The following is a 21,639-nucleotide window of genomic DNA, read 5'->3' as shown; positions in this document are numbered from 1 at the left end:
CTGTGACTGGTGGTTCATTTTAAATAATTTTGTTTTTTAAACAGTTAGTTACGAGGTTGTCTGTTGGGTTGGGTTTAGAGGTTATGCTTTTTTTATGCATAAAAACCTCATGGCTGATACAAAGCTGTAACATGTTTTGCGCTAAACATGCGCCAGCACAGGTTTTCTTAAAAAATTCATGGCGGCAAAAGGTGAATGCTCGTATAAATACCGTAATAAAACATCGTTTCAAAAAGGTATTAATCATGATTATTGGCAACATTCATTCTTTGCAATCCTGGCTTCCTGAAGAACTGCGTCAGGCGATTGAGCATGTTAAACAGCACATCACTCCTGAAACTCCATTAGGCAAGCATGACATCGACGGTAACCGTCTGTTTATGTTGGTTTCTGAAGACTCTACGCAACCTATTGAAGAGCGTCCGGCAGAGTTCCACCAGCGCTATCTGGATATCCAGATTGTGATGCGCGGCCTGGAAGGTATGACGTTTAGCTGCCTGCCAGCTGGTACGCCGGAAACTGACTGGCTGGCTGATAAGGACATTGCGTTCCTGCCAGAAGGCGAGCAGGAAAAAACCATCGTGTTAAATGAAGGGGATTTCGTGGTGTTTTATCCAGGCGAAGTTCACAAACCGCTGTGCGCTGTGGGGAAACCGGCGACTGTGCGTAAAGTCGTGGTTAAGATGCTGGTTGGATAACGAAATTTTTCCCTAACCCTCTCCCACGGGAGAGGGAAGGCTGTAGTTACTTCGTAAGCGTCGCCACCATCACCGCTTTAATGGTGTGCATCCGGTTTTCCGCCTGATCGAACACCACGCTGTTTGCCGACTCAAACACCTCGTCCGTCACTTCCATACCGCCATGCAGGTCATATTGTTCTGCCATCTGTTTGCCCAGCGTCGTCTGGTCATCATGGAAAGCAGGTAGGCAGTGCAGGAATTTCACCTGCGGATTGCCGGTCAGTGCCAGCATCGCGCTATTAACCTGATAAGCCCGCAGCAAGTTAATACGCTCCGCCCATTTCTCTTTGGCCTCACCCATAGATACCCACACATCGGTATAAATGAAGTCAGCATCTTTAACGCCTGTGGCAACATCTTCCGTCAGCGTTATTTTCCCGCCGTTGTGAGCGGCCATAGCCTGGCACTCTGCCACCAGATTTTCATCAGGCCAGCAGGCTTGTGGAGCCACAAGGCGCAAATTCAGCCCGGTGAGTGCGGCGGCTTCGAGCATGGAATTGCCCATGTTATTACGTGCATCACCTGCATAGACCAGCGTCATCTGCTGGAAGGTTTTGCCAGGCAGTTGTTCCTGCATAGTCAGTAGGTCTGCCAGTAATTGCGTAGGATGAAACTCGTTCGTCAGCCCATTCCATACCGGTACACCGGCAAACTGCGCCAGTGTTTCAACGATTTCCTGACCAAACCCGCGATACTGAATACCGTCATACATACGGCCTAGTACACGCGCCGTATCTTTAATTGATTCTTTATGCCCAATCTGGCTTCCGCTTGGGCCGAGATAAGTGACGCGAGCGCCCTGGTCAAATGCGGCAACTTCGAAAGAGCACCTCGTACGAGTCGAGTCTTTTTCGAAGATGAGCGCGATATTTTTTCCAGTAAGATGCTGAACTTCAGTGCCTTTTTTCTTATCGTTTTTTAGTTTGGCAGACAGGGTAAGTAACTCATGAAGCTGTGCAGGTGTGAAATCCAGTAATTTAAGAAAATGCTTTTGATAGAAATGACTCATATTTTCCTCGCATGGCACAAGCCATTTATTGAATTAATATTCAATTTATATGTATGAATATTCATTTGCAACCCCCGATGGATAAATCTTTATCGGGAAAGGTGGAGGCAAACTCAGCCGTGTGTGAAAATAGAAGTATCTGCCTACAAATTGAGGAAAGGGCCATGGCAAATCCAGAACTACTCGAAGAGCAACGCGAAGAAACGCGTTTGATTATTGAAGAATTACTGGAAGACGGCAGCGATCCTGACGCGCTGTACACAATCGAGCATCACCTTTCCGCAGACGATTTCGAAACTCTTGAAAAAGCAGCTGTTGAAGCTTTCAAAATGGGTTACGAAGTTACTGACCCGGAAGAGCTCGAAGTGGAAGAGGGTGATACCGTTATCTGCTGTGATGTGCTGAGTGAAAGTGCGTTAAAAGCTGAGCTGTTGGATGAGCAAGTAGAACAACTGCTGAACCTCGCTGAGAAATTCGGTGTGGAGTATGACGGTTGGGGCACTTACTACGAAGATCCGAATGGCGAAGACGGTGAAGAAGGTGATGACGACGAAGATTTAGCTGACGAAGACGACGACGGCGTACGCCACTAATCTCTTCTGTGCAGCGGCGATTGCCGCTGCACATCAAGGAAAGATAACTCCCCATTATGAACTACCCGCAACTACTCTCCCCGGTACTGAATTTTCTGCACTGCCCAACGCCTGATGCATGGATTGAAAAAGCCCGCCAGCCGGAGCATTTGCCATTGCTGCTGACTGACCATCTGGTGTGCGAACTCAAAGCTGCGCAAACGGCGATGTTTTTGATTCGCAAATATGTTGCCGATAAAAGCAGTGCGCAGTTTTTACTTGATTGGCTAAAACCCTATGAAGATTTCGCTTTCCGTGAGGGAGCCGAACCTGATTTTGTCGCGCTGCATAAAACCCTGAGCAAGAACGTCATGCCGCAAACGCAGAGTGCCTGGGGCCAGCAACTTATCGACAGCATGGTATTGTTGATTAAAGAAGAGCTGCACCACTTTTGGCAGGTGCGCGAGATCATGATCGCCCGCAATATTCCTTACGTGAAAATGACCGCCAGCCGTTACGCCAAAGCGCTTCTGAGCCAAACGCGTACTCATGAGCCGGTTATGCTGGTGGATAAACTGATTTGTGGGGCGTATATCGAGGCGCGATCCTGTGAGCGTTTCGCCTCTCTGGCTCCGCACCTGGATGATGAATTACAGAAATTCTATTTGTCGCTGCTGCGTTCGGAAGCTCGGCATTATCAGGATTATCTAGCGCTGGCAGAACAGATTGCAGGTGGGGACATCAGCGATCGTGTGCGTTTCTTTGGCGAGGTCGAAGCGGCATTGATTAGCAGCCCGGACGAAGAGTTTCGTTTTCACAGCGGCATACCTTTCTCTAAAACAGCAGGGTCGTGAATTGCCCCTGCCTGTGGCTTCACTGGAATTGCTTAAGGCTTGAACAGCTTCGCGCTTATCGCTAAGGTAAGCGCGTTTTTACCTTCCTGGAAAGTATCATGATAACCATCGCCCTTATTGACGACCACCTTATCGTCCGCTCTGGCTTTGCACAGCTGTTGGGGCTGGAGCCAGATTTTCAGATTGTGGTTGAGTTCGGCTCCGGGCGCGAAGCGCTGGCCGGGCTGCCGGGGCGTGGCGTGCAGGTGTGTATTTGCGATATCTCGATGCCGGATATTTCCGGGCTGGAACTACTCAGCCAGCTACCAAAAGGGATGGCGACGATTATGTTGTCGGTTCACGACAGCCCGGCGCTGGTGGAGCAGGCTTTAAACGCCGGTGCGCGTGGCTTTCTGTCAAAACGCTGCAGCCCGGATGAGCTGATTGCCGCGGTCCATACGGTGGCGACAGGCGGCTGCTACCTGACGCCAGACATTGCCATTAAACTGGCGGCCGGCCGGCAGGATCCGCTAACCAAACGCGAGCGCCAGGTGGCGGAAAAACTGGCCCAGGGCATGGCGGTCAAAGAGATTGCCACCGAACTTGGGCTGTCGCCGAAGACGGTTCACGTGCATCGCGCCAATCTGATGGAAAAACTCGACGTCAGCAACGATGTCGGACTGGCTCATCGCCTGTTTGACGGATGGTGATGCAACCCTTTTTCTCCCGGCTTATCTCCGTCGTCGCCAGTTTTTTTATCTTCACAGCCAGCTGGTTTTGCCTGTGGAGCATCAGCTTGCACCTGGTGGAACGGCCTGAGCTTGCAGTACTGCTGTTTCCCTTCGGCCTGCGTTTAGGGCTGATGCTGCAATGCCCGCGCGGCTACTGGCCTGTATTGCTCGGCGCGGAGTGGTTGATGCTCGTCTGGCTGGCGCAGGAAGTCGCACTGGCGCATCTTCCACTGTTGATGATCGGCGGTGTGCTAACCCTCCTGCCCGTGGCGCTGATTTCCCGCTACCGGCATCAGCGCGACTGGCGCACCTTGCTGCGTCAGGGTGGGGCGCTGATTGCAGCCGCACTATTACAGTCGTTACCGTGGCTCGGGCAAGGGCAGGAGACCCTGAACGCGCTGTTGCTCACGCTGACCGGCGGGTTAACCCTGGCCCCAACCTGCCTGGTTATCTGGCATTACCTCACCAGTACCGTCTGGCAGCCGCTGGGGCCGGGACTGGTTTCACAGCCGGTGAACTGGCGTGCTCGTCACCTTATCTGGTATCTGCTGCTGTTTGTGGTCAGCTTGTGGCTACAACTTGGACTACCAGCCGAACTTTCCCGCTTTACCCCATTTTGCCTGGCGTTGCCGATTATCGCCCTGGCCTGGCATTACGGCTGGCAGGGCGCGCTGATCGCGACGTTGATGAACGCCATTGCGCTGATCGCCAGCCAAACCTGGCACGATCACCCGGTGGATCTGCTGCTTTCGTTGCTGGCACAAAGCCTGACCGGGCTGTTGCTGGGTGCGGGGATCCAGCGCCTGCGTGAGCTTAACCAGTCCCTGCAAACTGAGCTTGCGCGCAATCACCGTCTTGCTGAACGCCTGCTGGAAACCGAAGAGAGCGTGCGGCGTGAAGTGGCTCGTGAACTCCATGACGACATCGGCCAGACCATTACCGCGATTCGTACCCAGGCGGGGATTGTGCAGCGCCTGGCTCCGGGAAACGAAGGGGTCAAATTGGGTGGGGCGCATATCGAACAGTTGTCCCTTGGGATTTATGATTCGGTACGCCGCCTGCTGGGACGGCTGCGCCCGCGCCAGCTGGATGATTTATCTCTGGAGCAGGCGATTCGTTCGCTGATGCGTGAAATGGAGCTGGAAAGCCGTGGCATCGTGAGCCACCTCGACTGGAAAATCGACGAGCCGCTACTGAGCGAAAGCCAGCGCGTTACGCTGTTCCGCGTCTGCCAGGAAGGGCTGAACAACATTGTGAAACACGCCAGTGCCAGCGCAGTAACGATCCAGGGCTGGCAGCAGGACATGCGCCTGATGTTGGTAATTGAAGATGACGGCAGCGGCCTGCCATCCGACTCCGGGCATCAAGGTTTTGGCCTGGCAGGTATGCGCGAACGGGTCACGGCGCTCGGCGGAACCCTCACTATTTCCTGTACTCACGGCACGCGCGTCAGCGTCAGTTTGCCATTGCGATACGCGTAAGGACTGACGATGTTCACTTTCCTGAAAGCCCCACTGGCGGCGACACCCGTCAGCGATAAAGCCGAAATTGACGCCCGCTATAGCTACTGGCGTCGGCATATTCTGATCACCATCTGGCTGGGCTATGCGCTGTTTTACTTCACCCGTAAAAGCTTTAATGCCGCCGCGCCGGAAATTCTCGCCAGCGGCGTGATGACACGTACCGATATCGGCCTGTTGGCTACGCTGTTTTACATAACTTATGGGCTGTCGAAATTTTTCTCCGGCATCGTCAGTGACCGTTCAAACGCCCGTTATTTTATGGGGTTGGGGCTTATCGCGACCGGCGTTGTTAACATCCTTTTTGGTTTCTCCACCTCCCTTTGGGCATTCGCCTTGTTGTGGGTGCTGAATGCCTTTTTCCAGGGCTGGGGTTCGCCGGTATGCGCCCGTTTGCTCACGGCATGGTACTCCCGTACCGAGCGCGGTGGCTGGTGGGCGGTATGGAACACCGCGCATAACGTTGGCGGGGCGCTAATCCCTATGGTGGTCGGCGCGGCGGCGCTGCATTACGGCTGGCGTGCCGGGATGATGATCGCCGGTTCACTGGCTATTCTGGCCGGGTTATTTCTCTGCTGGCGTCTGCGCGATCGCCCGCAAACCGTAGGCTTGCCGCCGATAGGTGACTGGCGGCACGATGAACTGGAAATCGCCCAGCAGCAGGAAGGTGCAGGGCTGACGCGCCGGGAAATCCTCTACAAGTACGTACTGGGGAATCCTTATATCTGGCTGCTGTCACTGTGCTATGTCCTGGTCTACGTGGTTCGGGCGGCGATCAACGACTGGGGTAATCTCTACATGTCGGAGACTCTGGGCGTGGATCTGGTCACTGCGAACTCGGCGGTAACGATGTTTGAGTTGGGTGGGTTTATCGGCGCACTGGTGGCAGGCTGGGGGTCAGACAAACTCTTCAATGGCAACCGTGGGCCAATGAACCTGATATTTGCCGCCGGGATTTTGCTCTCGGTAGGCTCGCTATGGCTGATGCCGTTTGCCAGCTACGTGATGCAGGCGGCCTGTTTCTTCACCACAGGATTCTTTGTGTTTGGCCCGCAGATGCTTATCGGCATGGCGGCAGCGGAGTGTTCCCACAAAGAGGCCGCGGGGGCCGCGACCGGCTTTGTTGGCCTGTTCGCTTATCTCGGCGCATCTTTGTCTGGCTGGCCGCTAGCGCGTGTGATCGATATCTGGCATTGGAACGGTTACTTCGCGGTGATTGCTATCGCGGCAGGCATTTCTGCGCTGCTGTTGCTGCCGTTCCTGAATGCCCAGTCCCCACGCGTCCGCAGCGAAGCGTGATACATCTCACCTTTTTACCTCGAATGGCGCAAAACTAAGAAATTTTCCAGGTTGTTCCTGGAAGCCATCTCAGGCCAAAGCCGCTGCTGATTTTTACAATGCCTGCCATCACGCAGGTTTTTAAATCAGGAGTAACCCATGCTGGCCTTATTAAATCAGGTGCGCAAGCCGACCCTGGATCTGCCGCTCGATGTGCGGCGCAAGATGTGGTTCAAACCGTTCATGCAGTCTTACCTGGTAGTCTTTATTGGCTACCTGACCATGTATCTGATCCGTAAGAACTTCAACATTGCGCAGAACGACATGATCTCTACTTACGGGTTGAGCATGACGCAACTGGGGATGATAGGCCTGGGCTTCTCCATCACCTACGGCGTGGGTAAAACCCTGGTTTCCTACTACGCAGACGGCAAAAACACCAAGCAGTTCCTGCCGTTTATGCTGATCCTCTCGGCTATCTGTATGCTCGGCTTTAGCGCCAGTATGGGGACCGGCTCGGTCAGCCTGTTTATGATGATTGCCTTCTACGCCCTGAGCGGTTTTTTCCAGAGCGCGGGCGGCTCGTGCAGCTACTCCACCATCACCAAATGGACACCGCGCCGCAAGCGTGGAACCTATCTGGGGCTGTGGAATATCTCCCATAACCTTGGCGGTGCGGGTGCAGCAGGCGTTGCGCTAATTGGCGCGAACGTCCTGTTCGACGGCCACGTCATTGGCATGTTTATCTTCCCATCCATCATCGCGCTGGTTGTTGGCTTCATTGGCCTGCGCTATGGCAGCGACTCCCCTGAGTCTTACGGCCTGGGCAAAGCTGAAGAGTTGTTTAGCGAAGAAATCAGCGAAGAAGATAAAGAGACCGAAGACGAGTCGATGACCAAATGGCAAATCTTCGTGGAGTACGTGCTGAAGAACAAAGTTATTTGGCTGCTGTGCTTCTCCAATATCTTCCTCTACGTGGTGCGCATCGGTATTGACCAGTGGTCCACGGTTTACGCGTTTCAGGAGCTGAATCTTTCCAAAGAAGTGGCGATTCAGGGCTTTACCCTGTTTGAAGTAGGGGCATTGGTCGGCACGTTGCTGTGGGGCTGGTTGTCGGATCTGGCGAACGGTCGCCGTGCGCTGGTCGCCTGCGTTGCGCTGGCATTAATTATTGCGACCCTCGGCGTTTATCAGCACGCCAGCAACCAGTATGTCTACCTGGCATCGTTGTTCGTGCTGGGCTTCCTGGTGTTTGGTCCACAATTGCTGATTGGCGTGGCGGCAGTCGGCTTCGTTCCGAAAAAAGCTATCGGTGCGGCTGACGGCATCAAAGGCACCTTCGCCTATTTGATTGGCGACAGCTTCGCTAAGTTAGGGCTTGGGATGATAGCCGACGGGACGCCAATTTTTGGTCTGACTGGCTGGGCAGGGACTTTCGCAGCACTTGATGCCGCTGCAATCTGTTGCATCGTGCTGATGGCGATGGTGGCGGTGATGGAAGAGCGCAAAATCCGCCGTGATAAGCGAATTCAACGGTTAGCTACCCAATAAAAGTTGCAGGGTTTACTGGATCGAATAGATTCAGTAAACCCATTTAAAGCGGTTACAGAGACTTAATCATCCGCACTTCGCAATCCACATGGCCAGTGCAGCCAAGCGGCTCAGAAATATGTTCAAAGCCCAGACGCTCATACAGCGCGATGGCTTCAGTCAGAAACGCTGTGGTTTCCAGATAGCAGCGCTTAAAGTCTTTTTCGCGGGCAAAATCCATTGCCTGCAACGCCAGGCGTTTAGCCAACCCTTTGCCACGCACTACCGGCAGGAAATACATCTTCTGCAATTCACAAATATCCGGTTCGCTGCACGTTAACGGCGCGACACCACCACCACCGACAACTTCACCATCCACTTCCACAACCCAATAGGCATGACCCGGTTGGCTGTAGAGCTGATAAAGCTCATCGAGATTTGGATCTGCCACGGTATAGCCTTTATCGGCGGTTAAGCCATATTCAGCAGAGACTTCGCGGATAACGCGCGCGATGGCCGCATTGTCCTGGGGGGTTATCCGGCGCAGTGCGATTTCAACCGGAGCAGCAAGATTCATAGCGTGGACTCATTAATGATGGGGATAAAGATTGAATATTTAAATACCACTGTGAAAGTTAATAAGCAAGTTCCTAAAGTAGCGAGGAAATCCCGAACCGGATTATTTCGAAGTAGTTTGCTGTGGTTAAATGCTGACCGTTAAGTATTTCATTTTCAATAAGGATGGATATGTTTGATCAGCAGGGAACTCCAGAAGTTAGCCACTCAAGGAATATTACTTTTCATGGCACAGGCAGCGGCTATTTTGGCGTGTGCGTTGTTAATTTTCTACTCACTCTTGTCACGTTTGGTATTTTTGCACCGTGGGCCTACGTGCGTTGTAAACGTTATATTTACAGCAATACCGAATTATCGGGTTCACGGTTTTCTTACAACGTGAAAGGTGGATCACTATTCATAAGCTGGCTTTGCCTTTTTGTTTTCTTTGGGGCTTTAGAATTTGCAATCATTAAACAAAGCAGTCCTTTGTCATTTTGCCTGTTAGCGATATTGATATTGTTCTTGCCTTATTTAGTTATTCAAAGTCTGCGTTATCAGATGCAATCAACAACGCTAAATAATGTACGGTTCAATTTTAATGCATCAGGATTTAAAGCCTGGTGGGTGATGATGGGTGCGCCATTATTAATGCTCGCAGGTGTTTTTTTAATCTGCTCGATGATTGTCTATACCGCAAGTTCGGCCTCTTTGTTTGAAATGGACAGGATTGTTATCACGATTGTTATTGCCATGATTGTAGGCATCCTGGGATTTGGCGCAGTACAGGGCGTTGCCGTCGGCATGTGGTTGAATTTATTATTCAATGGATTAAGCTTTGGAACGCAAAAATTTGCGGCTAGTGTCAGTGTCAAAAAATGTGTGATGTTCAGTATTATCGGTATGCTTCTTTTGACTCCATTCTTATTGCTGGTGTTGAAGTTAATAGCGCCGACTATAATACACGTGGTTTTATCTGGCGGCATGATGTCACCGGACGAGCTGGCATCAGTTCAAGGAACAATCCTAATTTGTTATTTGATTTATCTGCTTGGACTCATCGTTAGCTTTAGCTATTTATATGTGATGATGCGGAATTATTACTATAAGCAAGTAGCGCTGAGTGAAAAAATAGCTTTCCGCTCCACTTTGACATTAGCTGGATTTGTCGGGCAGCTTATTATTAATGGCTTAATCACTTTGTGCACATTCGGTATTGCCTACCCTTGGGCACGTATTCGTTACTGCCGCTATCTGGCAAAAAACACCTGGGTTGATGGTGATTTAGACGACCTGGAATTGCAGGATCACGACGATAAAATTGCCACCGATGTGGTGAGCCGAATTTCACGTGGGTTGGTACCGAATCTTAATTTATAGCATTCAAGCTTGATGGCACCAAAAAAAAGGCCGGGAAATGTCCCGGCCTTCTCATATCAAAGCACTCAATTACAGCGCAGCGATAGTTTCTTTCTGCTCAGCCAATTTCACTTTAGCTTCGCCACATGCCGCCAGACGTTCGCGTTCTTTCGCAACTACGGCTTCTGGCGCGCGCGCCACAAAACCTTCGTTAGACAGCTTGTTTTCGATGGATGTAATTTCCACATCCAGCTTCGCCATCTCTTTGTCCAGACGCGCAAGTTCAGCCGCTTTGTCGACCAGGCCTGCCATTGGGATCAGCAGCTCTGCACCTTCGATGATTTTGGTCACGGAAACCGGGCCTTTATCATCAGCAGGTAGCAGGGTGATGCTTTCCAGACGCGCCAGGTTTTGCAGGAAGGTACGGTTCGCATTAACACGACGTTCCGCTTCCGCGCTCACGTTACGCAGCAGGATTGGCAGTGGTTTGCCCGGAGAGATGTTCATCTCAGCGCGAACGTTACGCACGGCGGTGATCGCCAGCTTCATCCACTCGGTATCGGCAAACGCAGCTTCATCGTCCTGCTCGCTGTTATACGCCGGGAATGGTTGCAGCATGATGGTATCGTCGGTGATGCCTTTGAAGGTCTTCACGCGCTGCCAGATGGTTTCGGTGATGAATGGAATGATTGGATGCGCAAGACGCAGCAGACCTTCCAGCACGTTAATCAGCGTATTACGCGTACCGCGCAGTTCCGCTTCAGTGCCACTGTTCATAACTGGTTTGGTCAGCTCAAGATACCAGTCGCAGAACTGGTTCCAGGTGAATTCGTACAGAATGTTGGCAGCGATATCAAAGCGATAGCTGTCCAGCGCTTCACGGTACGCTTTCACCGTGCGGTTGAATTCCGCCAGAATCCAGCGGTCTGCCAGAGACAGAACCATTTCGCCGCCGTTAAAGCCGCAATCCTGGTCTTCAGTATTCATCATCACGAAACGGCTGGCGTTCCAGAGCTTGTTACAGAAGTTACGGTAACCTTCCAGGCGCTTCATGTCCCAGTTGATGTCGCGACCAGTAGACGCCAGAGCTGCCAGCGTAAAGCGCAGCGCATCGGTGCCGTGCGGTTCGATACCGTTCGGGAATTGCTTCTCGGTGCGCTTACGGATTTTCTCAGCCAGCTGCGGCTGCATCATATTACCGGTGCGCTTCTCAAGCAGGTCTTCCAGGGAGATACCGTCAACCATATCCAGCGGGTCGATGACGTTACCCTTGGACTTGGACATTTTCTGCCCTTCGTCGTCGCGGATAAGACCGGTCATGTAGACAGTTTTAAACGGAACCTGTGGTTTGCCGTCTTCATCTTTGATGAAGTGCATGGTCAGCATGATCATGCGCGCAATCCAGAAGAAGATAATGTCGAAGCCGCTAACCATCACGCTGGTTGGGTGGAAGGTGCGCAGCGCTTCGGTGTTCTCAGGCCAGCCGAGCGTAGAGAATGTCCACAGACCGGAGGAGAACCATGTGTCCAGAACGTCTTCGTCCTGGTTCAGAGCAACGTCGTCGCCGAGGTTGTTTTCAGCGCGAACTTCCGCTTCATTACGGCCAACATACACGTTGCCTTCGGCATCGTACCAGGCCGGGATGCGGTGACCCCACCACAGTTGACGAGAAATACACCAGTCCTGAATATCGCGCATCCAGGAGAAGTACATGTTTTCGTACTGCTTAGGCACGAACTGAATATCGCCTTGCTCAACAGCTTCAACCGCGACTTTCGCCAGCGGCGCGGTGCGCACGTACCATTGGTCGGTCAGCATTGGCTCGATAACCACGCCGCCACGGTCGCCGTAAGGAACGGTCAGATCGTGAGGTTTGATCTCTTCCAGCAGGCCCATTTCGTCGAACTTAGCGACCACAGCTTTACGCGCGGCAAAACGCTCCAGTTTCTGGAATTCAGCCGGGATCTCGTTGCTGTAAACGTCTGCTTCTTCGCCGTTGGTATCGAACACTTCTGCCGCTTCGCGGATATCACCGTCGAAGGTCAGAATGTTGATCATTGGCAGGGCATGACGGCGGCCAACTTCGTAGTCGTTAAAGTCGTGTGCAGGCGTGATCTTCACGCAGCCGGTGCCTTTTTCCATGTCGGCGTGTTCATCACCCACGATTGGAATCAGACGGTTAACCAGCGGCAGAACAACAAATTTGCCGATCAGATCTTTATAACGCGGATCTTCTGGATTCACTGCCACACCGGTATCACCGAGCACGGTTTCTGGACGGGTGGTGGCGACAACCAGGTAATCTTTGCCGTCAGCGGTTTTTGCGCCGTCAGCCAGTGGATAACGCAGGTGCCACATAGAACCTTTAGATTCGCGGTTTTCAACTTCCAGATCGGAAATTGCGGTGCGCAGTTTCGGGTCCCAGTTTACCAGGCGTTTGCCACGATAAATCAGATCTTCTTTGTACAGGCGGACGAACACTTCTTTCACCGCGTTGGACAGGCCTTCATCCATGGTGAAGCGTTCGCGCTCCCAGTCTACGGAGTTGCCGAGACGACGCATCTGACGGGTGATGGTGCCACCAGACTCTGCCTTCCACTGCCAGATTTTGTCGATGAAAGCGTCACGGCCATAGTCATGGCGTGTTTTGCCTTCTTCGGCGGCAATTTTGCGCTCGACGACCATCTGGGTCGCGATACCGGCGTGGTCAGTCCCCGCCTGCCACAGAGTATTTTTACCCTGCATGCGCTGGTAACGAATCATGGTATCCATGATCGTCTGCTGGAAGGCGTGACCCATATGCAAGCTGCCGGTAACGTTCGGCGGCGGGATCATGATGCAGAAGCTTTCCTGGCTAGTGTCGCCATTTGGCTTAAAGTAGCCCTGCTGTTCCCAGTGCTCGTAAAGCGGCTGTTCGATATCTTGCGGGTTATATGTCTTTTCCATTGTCTGCTATGTCGTTCCCGGCGGGGTATGAGTCGCCGTAGTCAAGTGGAAACCAGCAACGCGGTACGCCTTATAGCGATCACGGGCCAGTTGTTTTTGAGTGTCTTCGTAAGGTACGAAGTCTATCACTTCATGGAAAGCGGTGGCAAAATCTGCGAACTGTGGCAACAGGCTAATCAGCACATCGCGCGGAGAACTACCGCGTCGTTGCGGCCAGGCCAATTCTACCGGGGCACCATAACGCGGCCCTTCACCGGCAAGATTATGCGGCACAAATGCGTGCGCGTCGCGCTGCCAGAGTGCTTCATCCAGACGGATAGCTTGTTGTTCATCAACACAAGCAATCAGCAGGCGTTTTCCTGCACGAAAGCTTTCTGCCGCCAGTTCACACACCAACGCTTCAACGGCACTCAACTCACCGGAAGGCGTGTCGTTGTCGAGCAGGTAGAACGTCGCGTTTTTCATTAAGCCAGCTTTTTCTATTGAATGGTGTTTCACTCTAACCCTCGCCTGAGGAGAGGGTTAGAGTGAGGGTGTTAAATTACTCTTCGCCGTTAAACCCAGAACGGTTCAACAGGAATTGTGATAACAGCGCAACAGGGCGGCCAGTTGCGCCTTTGGCTTTACCAGAACGCCATGCGGTACCGGCGATATCCAGGTGCGCCCAGTTGTACTTACGGGTAAAGCGCGACAGGAAGCAGGCAGCGGTGATTGCGCCACCTGGGCGGCCACCAATGTTTGCCATATCCGCAAAGTTGGAGTCCAGTTGATCCTGATACTCATCAGCAATCGGCAGACGCCACGCGCGGTCACCGGCCTGTTCAGACGCGCCGATCAGTTCGTGAGCCAGTGGATTGTGGTTAGACATCAAACCGGTGATGTGATGGCCAAGAGCAATCACACAAGCACCGGTCAACGTCGCCACATCGATAACCACATCAGGTTCGAAGCGCTCAACGTAAGTCAGCACATCGCACAGAACCAGGCGGCCTTCAGCGTCGGTGTTCAACACTTCAACCGTTTGACCAGACATGGTGGTCAGCACGTCGCCTGGGCGATAAGCACGGCCACCAGGCATGTTTTCACAACCCGCCAGCACGCCAATAACGTTAATCGGCAGATTCAGCTCTGCAACCATACGCATTACGCCGTATACGGAAGCCGCTCCGCACATGTCGTATTTCATCTCGTCCATGCCTTCGGCAGGTTTGATAGAAATACCACCGGAGTCAAACGTCAGGCCTTTTCCGACCAGCACGATTGGGCGCACATCAGGATCGGCGCTGCCTTTGTATTCGATAACCGACATCAGCGATTCGTTCTGGGAACCATCGCCTACTGCGAGGTATGAGTGCATGCCCAGTTCTTTCATCTGCTGTTCGCCAATCACGCGAGTAACAACGTTTTTGCTGTAAGAATCAGCTAACTGACGCGCCTGGGAAGCCAGATAAGCCGCGTTACAGATGTTTGGTGGCATGTTGCCAAGATCTTTTGCCGCTTTAATACCAGCAGCAATCGCCAGACCGTGCTGAATGGCGCGCTCACCACTCGTCAGTTCGCGGCGGGTTGGCACGTTAAAGACCATTTTACGCAGCGGGCGGCGTGGCTCGCTTTTATTGGTTTTTAACTGGTCGAAGCTATACAAAGATTCTTTTGCCGTTTCTACTGCCTGGCGTACTTTCCAATAAGTATTACGGCCTTTTACGTGCAACTCGGTCAGGAAGCATACGGCTTCCATTGAACCGGTATCGTTCAGAGTATTAATGGTTTTCTGGATAACCTGCTTATACTGACGTTCATCCAGTTCACGCTCTTTGCCACACCCAATCAGTAGAATGCGCTCTGAGAGTACGTTTGGAACGTGGTGGAGCAACAAAGTTTGACCGGGTTTCCCCTCGAGCTCACCACGGCGCAAAAGCGCGCTGATGTAGCCATCGCTGATTTTATCGAGTTGTTCGGCGACCGGGGACAGGCGACGCGGTTCAAAGACTCCCACAACGATGCAGGCACTACGCTGTTTCTCGGGACTACCGCTTTTTACACTGAACTCCATGCACTACGCTCCTGAATCTTAAAGACAACGGCGGTGGCTACAGCTAGAATTGCAAGCTTTCGTAACTCATCTCCGCGGTTGCGATGACTTCGTGTTAATCTTACGAGTATGTTTTTTTACGGTTTCGGCAACGTCATTTAAATCACCCTGCGCCAGTATTATGCCGGGCTTTTTAATCTTAGCGATGTTTTCGACGACTCAAGAGAATAAATGACGTATAAGCGATGAAACAAGCGATTTTCCTGCAAAAAGACTCGTTTTCACAGGCGTATTTAATGTGATTATCATAAGATATCTGGTTCGGGAGACGCTCAAAAGCCAACTTGCGATCCTCTTCATCCTGCTACTGATCTTCTTTTGTCAGAAGCTGGTCAGGATTCTCGGGGCGGCGGTTGACGGCGATATTCCGACAAACCTCGTACTTTCTTTGTTAGGACTTGGTGTGCCTGAAATGGCGCAGCTCATCCTTCCACTTAGCCTTTTCCTTGCGCTGCTCATGACGCTAGGCCGACTGTATACCGAAAGTGAAATCACGGTAATGCATGCCTGTGGTTTGAGTAAAGCTGTGCTGATCAAAGCTGCAATGATCCTCGCACTCTTTACCGGTGCAATTGCAACAGTCAACGTAATGTGGCTTGGGCCGTGGTCTTCTCGTCATCAGGACGAAGTATTGGCTGAGGCCAAAGCTAACCCTGGTATGGCTGCACTTGCTCAAGGGCAATTCCAGCAAGCGACCGACGGCAACTCAGTTTTGTTCATTGAAAGCGTTGACGGCTCAAGTTTTAAAGACGTTTTCCTCGCTCAGTTGCGCCCGAAAGGTAATGCGCGTCCATCGGTAGTGGTTGCGGATTCCGGCCATTTATCTCAACGCCCTGACGGTTCGCAGGTTGTGACGCTCAATACCGGTACGCGTTTTGAAGGTACAGCATTGCTGCGCGATTTCCGTATTACTGACTTCAAGGATTATCAGGCGGTTGTAGGGCACCAGACGGTTGCGCTTGACCCTGAAGATTCCAGTCAGATGTACATGAAAGCTCTGTGGACTAACGATGCGCCAAATGCTCGCGCTGAACTGCATTGGCGTCTGACACTCATTATGGCCGTTGTCATTATGGCGTTGATGGTGGTGCCATTAAGTGTGGTGAACCCACGGCAGGGGCGCGTGCTTTCAATGCTTCCGGCGATGTTGTTATATCTGATTTTCTTCCTGCTTCAGACCTCGCTGAAATCGAATGCGGCGAAGGGGAAAATCGATCCGATGATCTGGATATGGTTGGTTAACCTGGTCTATTTTGCCATCGCGATTGCCCTCAATGTGTGGGATACGGTGCCTATGCGCCGGCTACGTGCAAGCTTTAGCAGAACACGAGGAGCGGCATAAATGTTTGGTGTTCTCGACCGATATATCGGTAAAACCATCTTCACCACCATCATGATGACGCTGTTCATGCTGGTGTCGCTGTCGGGCATTATTAAGTTTGTCGACCAGTTGAAAAAGGCCGGGCAGGGCAGCTATTCAGCAATGGGCGCAGGTGTATATACCGTCCTTAGCATTCCAAAAGATATCCAGATCTTCTTCCCGATGGCGGCACTGCTTGGTGCTCTACTTGGGTTGGGGATGCTGGCGCAGCGTAGCGAACTGGTGGTGATGCAAGCCTCTGGTTTTACGCGGATGCAAATTGCGCTGTCAGTAATGAAAACGGCTATTCCGTTGGTGTTACTGACCATGGCGATTGGTGAATGGGTTGCTCCGCAAGGCGAACAAATGGCCCGTAACTATCGTGCACAACAGATGTATGGCGGTTCTTTGCTGACAACTCAGCAAGGCTTGTGGGCTAAAGATGGCCAAAGTTTTGTCTATATCGAGCGCGTTAAAGGCGATAACGATTTGGCGGGCGTGAGTATTTATAGTTTTAACAAAGAGCGTCGTCTGCAATCTGTTCGTTATGCGGCATCGGCCCAGTACGATGTGGAACATAAGGTATGGCGTTTGTCACAGGTTGATGAGTCAAACCTGACAAATGAGAAGCAAATTACCGGTGCTCAAACCGTTAGCGGTGAGTGGAAAACCAACCTGACCCCAGACAAACTAGGTGTAGTGGCGCTGGACCCGGACGCGCTTTCTATCAGCGGCCTGCACAATTATGTGAAGTACCTGAAATCCAGTGGCCAGGACGCCGGGCGTTACCAGCTCAACATGTGGAGCAAAATCTTTGCGCCACTCTCCGTTGCGGTAATGATGCTGATGGCCCTGTCATTCATCTTTGGCCCACTGCGTAGCGTGCCAATGGGTGTGCGGGTTGTCACTGGTATCAGCTTTGGTTTCGTCTTCTACGTGCTTGACCAAATCTTTGGCCCGCTAAGTCTGGTTTACAGCATCCCGCCGATTTTGGGTGCGTTGTTACCAAGTGCGACGTTCTTCCTTATCAGTCTGTGGATGATGATGAAGCGCTCCGGCTAATAATACCCTTCATACTTCGAGTTGCAGCTGCGTTGGCTGCAACTCGAATTATTTTGGGTATAGATAGTTAACGTGTAGAAATTACCGTTTCCGCCCACCCATAATACTGCCTAAAACTCCGCGAATAATTTGGTTAGTTACCTGGCGTGCCGCACTCTTCGCCATGGTTTGCACGACGCCATCTTTCTTGCCGCCACGCGGGCCCGTAGTGCCAAACAGAATATCTTTTAGCCCGCCGAGAATACCGCTATCAACCGCTACAGCTTCGCCTTTGGCTGGTGGTGCATTTTGTTGCTCACATGCCGCCTGAACACCTTGCTGTAAGCGCTCATACGCCGATTCCCTGTCGACCGTTTCATCGTATTTACCGTATAACGGTGAATGGTTCAAAAGCCCGTTGCGTTCATCGTCAGTGACCGGCCCCATGCGTGAACAAGGGGCGATAACCATGGCTCGCTCAACCACCGTCGGGCTGCCTTTTTCATCCAGCAATGAGATTAGTGCCTCGCCAGTGCCTAACTCCTGGATCGCTTTTTCGGTATCGAACTTTGGATTTGCGCGCATGGTTTGCGCGGCAGTTTTAACGGCTTTCTGATCTTTAGGCGTAAAGGCACGCAGCGCATGTTGAATGCGGTTACCGAGCTGGCCGAGCACGGTATCCGGAATATCAGATGGGTTTTGGGAAACAAAATAGACCCCGACGCCTTTGGAACGAATCAGGCGAATTACCTGCTCGATTTTGTCCAACAATACCTGTGGGGCATCGTTAAACAACAGATGCGCTTCGTCGAAGAAGAACACCAGTTTTGGTTTTTCCAGGTCGCCAGCTTCAGGTAATTGCTCATAGATTTCCGAAAGCATCCACAACAGGCTGGCGGCGTACAGTTTCGGCATCTGATAGAGCTTTTCGGCCGATAGAATATTGATAATTCCTTTACCATTAGCATCAGTGCGCATCCAGTCTTTGATATCCAGCATCGGTTCGCCAAAGAAATATTCGGCCCCCTGTTGTTCAAGCTGCAACAGCCCACGCTGAATGGCACCCACCGATGCACTGCTAATGTTGCCATACTGATTCTGGAACGATTTTGCGTTATCGCCGATGTACTGCGTCGCCGCGCGCAGATCTTTAAAATCGAGCAGCAATAGACCTTGATCGTCGGCAATGCGGAAGATGATTTGCAGTACACCCGCCTGTACTTCATTGAGGTTGAGCAGGCGTGAAAGTAGCAATGGGCCAAGATCGGACACCGTTGCTCGCACCGGGTGGCCTTTTTCGCCAAAAATATCCCACAAGACAACTGGATTGCTATGAGGTGACCAGTCAGTCACGCCAATTTTGGCAAGCCTTGCGATCAGCTTTTCGGATTCAGCACCTTCTTGCGCAATACCCGTGAGGTCGCCTTTTACATCAGCCATAAATACTGGCACACCGATTTCTGAAAATGACTCGGCCAGTTTTTGCAGCGTCACGGTTTTACCAGTGCCTGTAGCCCCGGTGATTAGCCCGTGACGGTTTGCCATGTTGGGCAACAGATGCAGTTCTTGTTCGGTAGTTCTGGCAATCAGGAGCGGCGCAGTCATGGTGATTTTCCTGTGGCAACATTTCCATAAGCATAGCAAGTGGATAGGGAACGTCATCACTCAAAAATCCTGGTTTGCGGCATCTCTCGCAGCAAAGGCTATGCTTTGCATATGTATTACTTATTGTTGGGAAACTATGTCCAGATTCTTCTTTAATGACCGTCAGCAAATGGTCAACGATGCCATCGAAGGCGTCATCATCAGCTCTCGTTTTCATAACCTGGCCCGGTTAGATACCGATCCCGCTATTCGCGTGGTGGTGCGTAAAGACTGGAACAAAAGCAAAGTAGCGATTATTTCTGGCGGTGGTTCGGGTCATGAACCCGCGCACGCAGGCTTTGTTGGTAAGGGGATGCTCACCGCAGCGGTATGTGGTGATCTGTTCGCATCACCGAGCGTGGATGCGGTATTAAACGCCATTGTGGCCGTGACCGGCGACCGTGGTTGCCTGCTTATCGTCAAAAACTATACCGGTGACCGCCTGAATTTCGGGCTGGCAGCCGAGAAAGCTAAAAAGCACGGCCTGAAAGTGGAGATGGTGATTGTTGGCGATGATATTTCGCTGCCCGATAACAAGCAGCCGCGTGGAATTGCCGGGACAGTACTGGTACACAAAATTGCGGGCTTTGCCGCAGAGCAGGGGAAATCATTGAGTGATGTTCGAGACATCGCGCAAAGTGCCTGCGACAGCATTGCCAGCATCGGTGTCGCCATGCAAACCTGCAATCTTCCCGAGCAAAATGAGGAAAAAGGGCGCATCAAAGGCGGTCACGTTGAGTTAGGGCTGGGTATTCACGGCGAACCCGGAGCAAGCACCGTTGCAAGCCAGAACAGCCAGCAAACAGTGGCGACGCTGGTAAAACATTTGCGTAAGAAAATCGGTAAAGAAGCAAGACTGGCTGTGTTGGTAAACAACCTGGGCGGAGTTTCATCGTTAGAAATGGCCATCCTGACGAAAGAGTTGGTGTATTCAGAAATGAAAGAGCAAATCGACTACTTGATTGGCCCTGCACCGCTGGTTACCGCGCTCGATATGAAAGGTTTTTCGCTCTCGGCCATTGCTCTGAATGAGACATTTATTAAAGCGCTGCAAGCGGATGTCGCAACCACAGGCTGGCAACCGATGGTAAAACTCCATGCGATGCCGATGCAAAAACACAGCGTCATTCGCGAGGGAACGCATGCAAAACCGTCGGAAAACGACACGGTTAAAGCACTGGTAGGCCGCATCACGCAGACGCTTATTGAGCAGGAAAAAGTGTTGAATGCCCTGGATGCTAAAGTCGGGGATGGTGACACCGGCTCCACGTTTGCACTGGGGGCGCGAGATATCGCGCAGCTTAACGATGACGGAAAGCTGCCATTAAATGATACCGCAGCACTCCTGGAGTTAGTCGGAGAACGCCTGGCAACAGTCATGGGTGGTTCAAGCGGCGTGCTGATGTCTATTTTCTTCACGGCAGCCGGGCAAAAAGTCGCTAAAAAGCAAAAAATTGCAGATGCGTTATTGTTTGGCCTTGAGCAGATGAAGCGCTACGGTGGGGCCGAGTTGGGGGATCGTACCTTAATTGATGCCTTGCAGCCTGCACTTGAAGCGCTCAAAGATAGCGACCTGAACGCTGCTGTGAAGGCTGCACAAGATGGTGCGGAGGCAACGGCGCAGATGCAAAAGGCTAATGCCGGGCGCTCGTCATACGTGAACAGCGATAACCTGAAAGGGGTGAAAGATCCTGGTGCGGTGGCGATTGCTGCGGTCTTTGCCGGGTTGAAGTAATGGCATCGTGATTGTGTCGGATGTCGCGGGCGCTAATCCGACCTACAATTGCATGATTTGGCAGGAGATAGATGTTGCTCAAGCCTGACCGTTCAATGCCATCTGCGTTAACCAAAGCCGTGTATCAAACTCCAACTGGTGATATTGCGGCTCCATATGGCAGCACAGCGAATAGAATGCTTTGTTGTGATCTTTCTCTTTCAGGTGCGCCAGTTCGTGAACCACAATCATGCGCAAAAAGGCTTCTGGCCCATTCTTAAATACTGTCGCGACACGAATCTCCGCTTTGGCTTTCAGCTTGTTCCCCTGAACGCGCGAAACCGCAGTATGCAGACCCAGCGCGTTATTCAAAACATGGATCTTGCTGTCATAGGCGACTTTATTAATCGGCGGCGCATTGCGCAGATACTGGTTCTTCAGATCTTGCGTCCACGCATATAGCGCTTTATCGGTCGTGATGTTGTGCGTATCCGGATACCGTTTTTGCAGCACCTCGCCCAGACGTTGTTCCGCAATCAATGTTCTGACCTGTGCGAGCAAATGCTCGGGATAGCCTTGAAGGTAGGTTAAATTGCTCATTAGATCTCGCTCGCTCGACGTCTTTCAAAAGGCAGTTGCGCAGTTTGAGGAAAAAAAAGGGTATACTCACGCCCCCATTCGGGGATAAGCAGAAATTTTACCATCCAGGAGGGCC

General features: G+C 51.9%; 19 protein-coding genes. 11 read left to right on the top strand and 8 right to left on the bottom strand.

Annotated features, from left to right (window positions below):
• The first annotated feature begins 245 nt into the window (after positions 1 to 245).
• Complete coding sequence (locus LVQ79_RS09080; protein WP_232864684.1) at positions 246 to 698, top strand: NanQ anomerase/TabA/YiaL family protein; 453 nt, start codon at positions 246 to 248, stop codon at positions 696 to 698.
• Positions 699 to 744: 46 nt separating this feature from the next.
• On the opposite strand, the gene argF is transcribed toward LVQ79_RS09080, so the two are convergent.
• Positions 745 to 1,749: an ornithine carbamoyltransferase gene (gene argF / locus LVQ79_RS09075; RefSeq protein WP_232864683.1), complete on the bottom strand. Its 1,005-nt coding sequence runs from the start codon at positions 1,747 to 1,749 to the stop codon at positions 745 to 747.
• Positions 1,746 to 1,814, bottom strand: a complete 69-nt coding sequence (argL, locus tag LVQ79_RS22665) for a putative translational regulatory protein ArgL (protein ID WP_407643460.1) — start codon at positions 1,812 to 1,814, stop codon at positions 1,746 to 1,748. The genes argF and argL overlap by 4 nt, the downstream gene beginning before the upstream one ends.
• Positions 1,815 to 1,913: 99 nt before the next feature.
• Between argL and rraB the strand changes: the two genes are divergently transcribed.
• The 6 genes from rraB (at position 1,914) to uhpT (ending at position 8,234) form a co-directional block, all read left to right on the top strand.
• Complete coding sequence (rraB, locus tag LVQ79_RS09070) at positions 1,914 to 2,342, top strand: ribonuclease E inhibitor RraB (RefSeq protein ID WP_064513995.1); 429 nt, start codon at positions 1,914 to 1,916, stop codon at positions 2,340 to 2,342.
• Positions 2,343 to 2,398: 56 nt separating this feature from the next.
• A complete protein-coding gene (gene miaE / locus LVQ79_RS09065) occupies positions 2,399 to 3,175 on the top strand; it encodes a tRNA isopentenyl-2-thiomethyl-A-37 hydroxylase MiaE (protein ID WP_232864682.1) in 777 nt (258 codons plus the stop codon).
• A gap of 98 nt (positions 3,176 to 3,273) precedes the next feature.
• Entirely contained in the window at positions 3,274 to 3,864 is a 591-nt protein-coding gene (uhpA, locus tag LVQ79_RS09060; RefSeq protein ID WP_232864681.1) for a response regulator transcription factor UhpA, read from the top strand.
• Entirely contained in the window at positions 3,864 to 5,366 is a 1,503-nt protein-coding gene (gene uhpB / locus LVQ79_RS09055) for a signal transduction histidine-protein kinase/phosphatase UhpB (RefSeq protein ID WP_232864680.1), read from the top strand. Before uhpA ends, uhpB begins: the two co-directional genes overlap by 1 nt.
• Before the next feature lie 9 nt (positions 5,367 to 5,375).
• Positions 5,376 to 6,704: an MFS transporter gene (locus LVQ79_RS09050; protein ID WP_232864679.1), complete on the top strand. Its 1,329-nt coding sequence runs from the start codon at positions 5,376 to 5,378 to the stop codon at positions 6,702 to 6,704.
• Positions 6,705 to 6,842: 138 nt separating this feature from the next.
• Positions 6,843 to 8,234, top strand: a complete 1,392-nt coding sequence (gene uhpT / locus LVQ79_RS09045) for a hexose-6-phosphate:phosphate antiporter UhpT (RefSeq protein ID WP_232864678.1) — start codon at positions 6,843 to 6,845, stop codon at positions 8,232 to 8,234.
• Between the two features lie 52 nt (positions 8,235 to 8,286).
• On the opposite strand, the gene LVQ79_RS09040 is transcribed toward uhpT, so the two are convergent.
• Positions 8,287 to 8,790 carry a GNAT family N-acetyltransferase gene (locus LVQ79_RS09040; RefSeq protein ID WP_232864677.1) on the bottom strand — a complete coding sequence of 168 codons (504 nt, stop codon included), beginning with the start codon at positions 8,788 to 8,790 and terminating at the stop codon, positions 8,287 to 8,289.
• 170 nt (positions 8,791 to 8,960) lie between these two features.
• Between LVQ79_RS09040 and LVQ79_RS09035 the strand changes: the two genes are divergently transcribed.
• Positions 8,961 to 10,148 carry a YjgN family protein gene (locus LVQ79_RS09035; protein WP_232864676.1) on the top strand — a complete coding sequence of 396 codons (1,188 nt, stop codon included), beginning with the start codon at positions 8,961 to 8,963 and terminating at the stop codon, positions 10,146 to 10,148.
• A gap of 69 nt (positions 10,149 to 10,217) precedes the next feature.
• Here the strand turns inward: LVQ79_RS09035 and LVQ79_RS09030 are convergent, their stop codons facing one another.
• From LVQ79_RS09030 to pepA, 3 genes are all read right to left on the bottom strand, one after another.
• Positions 10,218 to 13,073, bottom strand: coding sequence for a valine--tRNA ligase (locus LVQ79_RS09030; RefSeq protein ID WP_232864675.1), 2,856 nt, complete (start codon positions 13,071 to 13,073; stop codon positions 10,218 to 10,220).
• Between the two features lie 6 nt (positions 13,074 to 13,079).
• Positions 13,080 to 13,538 (bottom strand): DNA polymerase III subunit chi, encoded by a 459-nt coding sequence (locus tag LVQ79_RS09025; protein WP_034459595.1) that lies wholly within the window; start codon positions 13,536 to 13,538, stop codon positions 13,080 to 13,082.
• A gap of 76 nt (positions 13,539 to 13,614) precedes the next feature.
• A complete protein-coding gene (pepA, locus tag LVQ79_RS09020; protein ID WP_232864674.1) occupies positions 13,615 to 15,126 on the bottom strand; it encodes a leucyl aminopeptidase in 1,512 nt (503 codons plus the stop codon).
• A gap of 277 nt (positions 15,127 to 15,403) precedes the next feature.
• On the opposite strand from pepA, the gene lptF reads away from it, so the two are divergent.
• Positions 15,404 to 16,507 carry an LPS export ABC transporter permease LptF gene (gene lptF / locus LVQ79_RS09015; protein WP_232864673.1) on the top strand — a complete coding sequence of 368 codons (1,104 nt, stop codon included), beginning with the start codon at positions 15,404 to 15,406 and terminating at the stop codon, positions 16,505 to 16,507.
• The gene (gene lptG / locus LVQ79_RS09010; RefSeq protein WP_151993027.1) at positions 16,508 to 17,587 is read left to right on the top strand and encodes an LPS export ABC transporter permease LptG; all 1,080 of its coding nucleotides are present in this window, start codon (positions 16,508 to 16,510) and stop codon (positions 17,585 to 17,587) included.
• 81 nt (positions 17,588 to 17,668) lie between these two features.
• Here lptG and LVQ79_RS09005 read toward each other — a convergent pair whose 3' ends face one another.
• Entirely contained in the window at positions 17,669 to 19,171 is a 1,503-nt protein-coding gene (locus LVQ79_RS09005) for a helicase HerA-like C-terminal domain-containing protein (RefSeq protein WP_232864672.1), read from the bottom strand.
• A 136-nt stretch (positions 19,172 to 19,307) separates the two neighbouring features.
• Between LVQ79_RS09005 and LVQ79_RS09000 the strand changes: the two genes are divergently transcribed.
• Positions 19,308 to 20,945: a glycerone kinase gene (locus LVQ79_RS09000; RefSeq protein ID WP_232864671.1), complete on the top strand. Its 1,638-nt coding sequence runs from the start codon at positions 19,308 to 19,310 to the stop codon at positions 20,943 to 20,945.
• Positions 20,946 to 21,023: 78 nt separating this feature from the next.
• On the opposite strand, the gene LVQ79_RS08995 is transcribed toward LVQ79_RS09000, so the two are convergent.
• Positions 21,024 to 21,524 (bottom strand): M48 metallopeptidase family protein, encoded by a 501-nt coding sequence (locus tag LVQ79_RS08995; protein WP_151993030.1) that lies wholly within the window; start codon positions 21,522 to 21,524, stop codon positions 21,024 to 21,026.
• Positions 21,525 to 21,639: the final 115 nt, after the last annotated feature.

The sequence above is a fragment of the Buttiauxella cochleicola genome (genome assembly GCF_021282405.1).
GTDB lineage: Bacteria > Pseudomonadota > Gammaproteobacteria > Enterobacterales > Enterobacteriaceae > Buttiauxella > Buttiauxella massiliensis.
The sequence above is the reverse complement of the archived record's forward strand: the minus strand, read 5'-3'. Positions and strand labels throughout refer to the sequence as shown.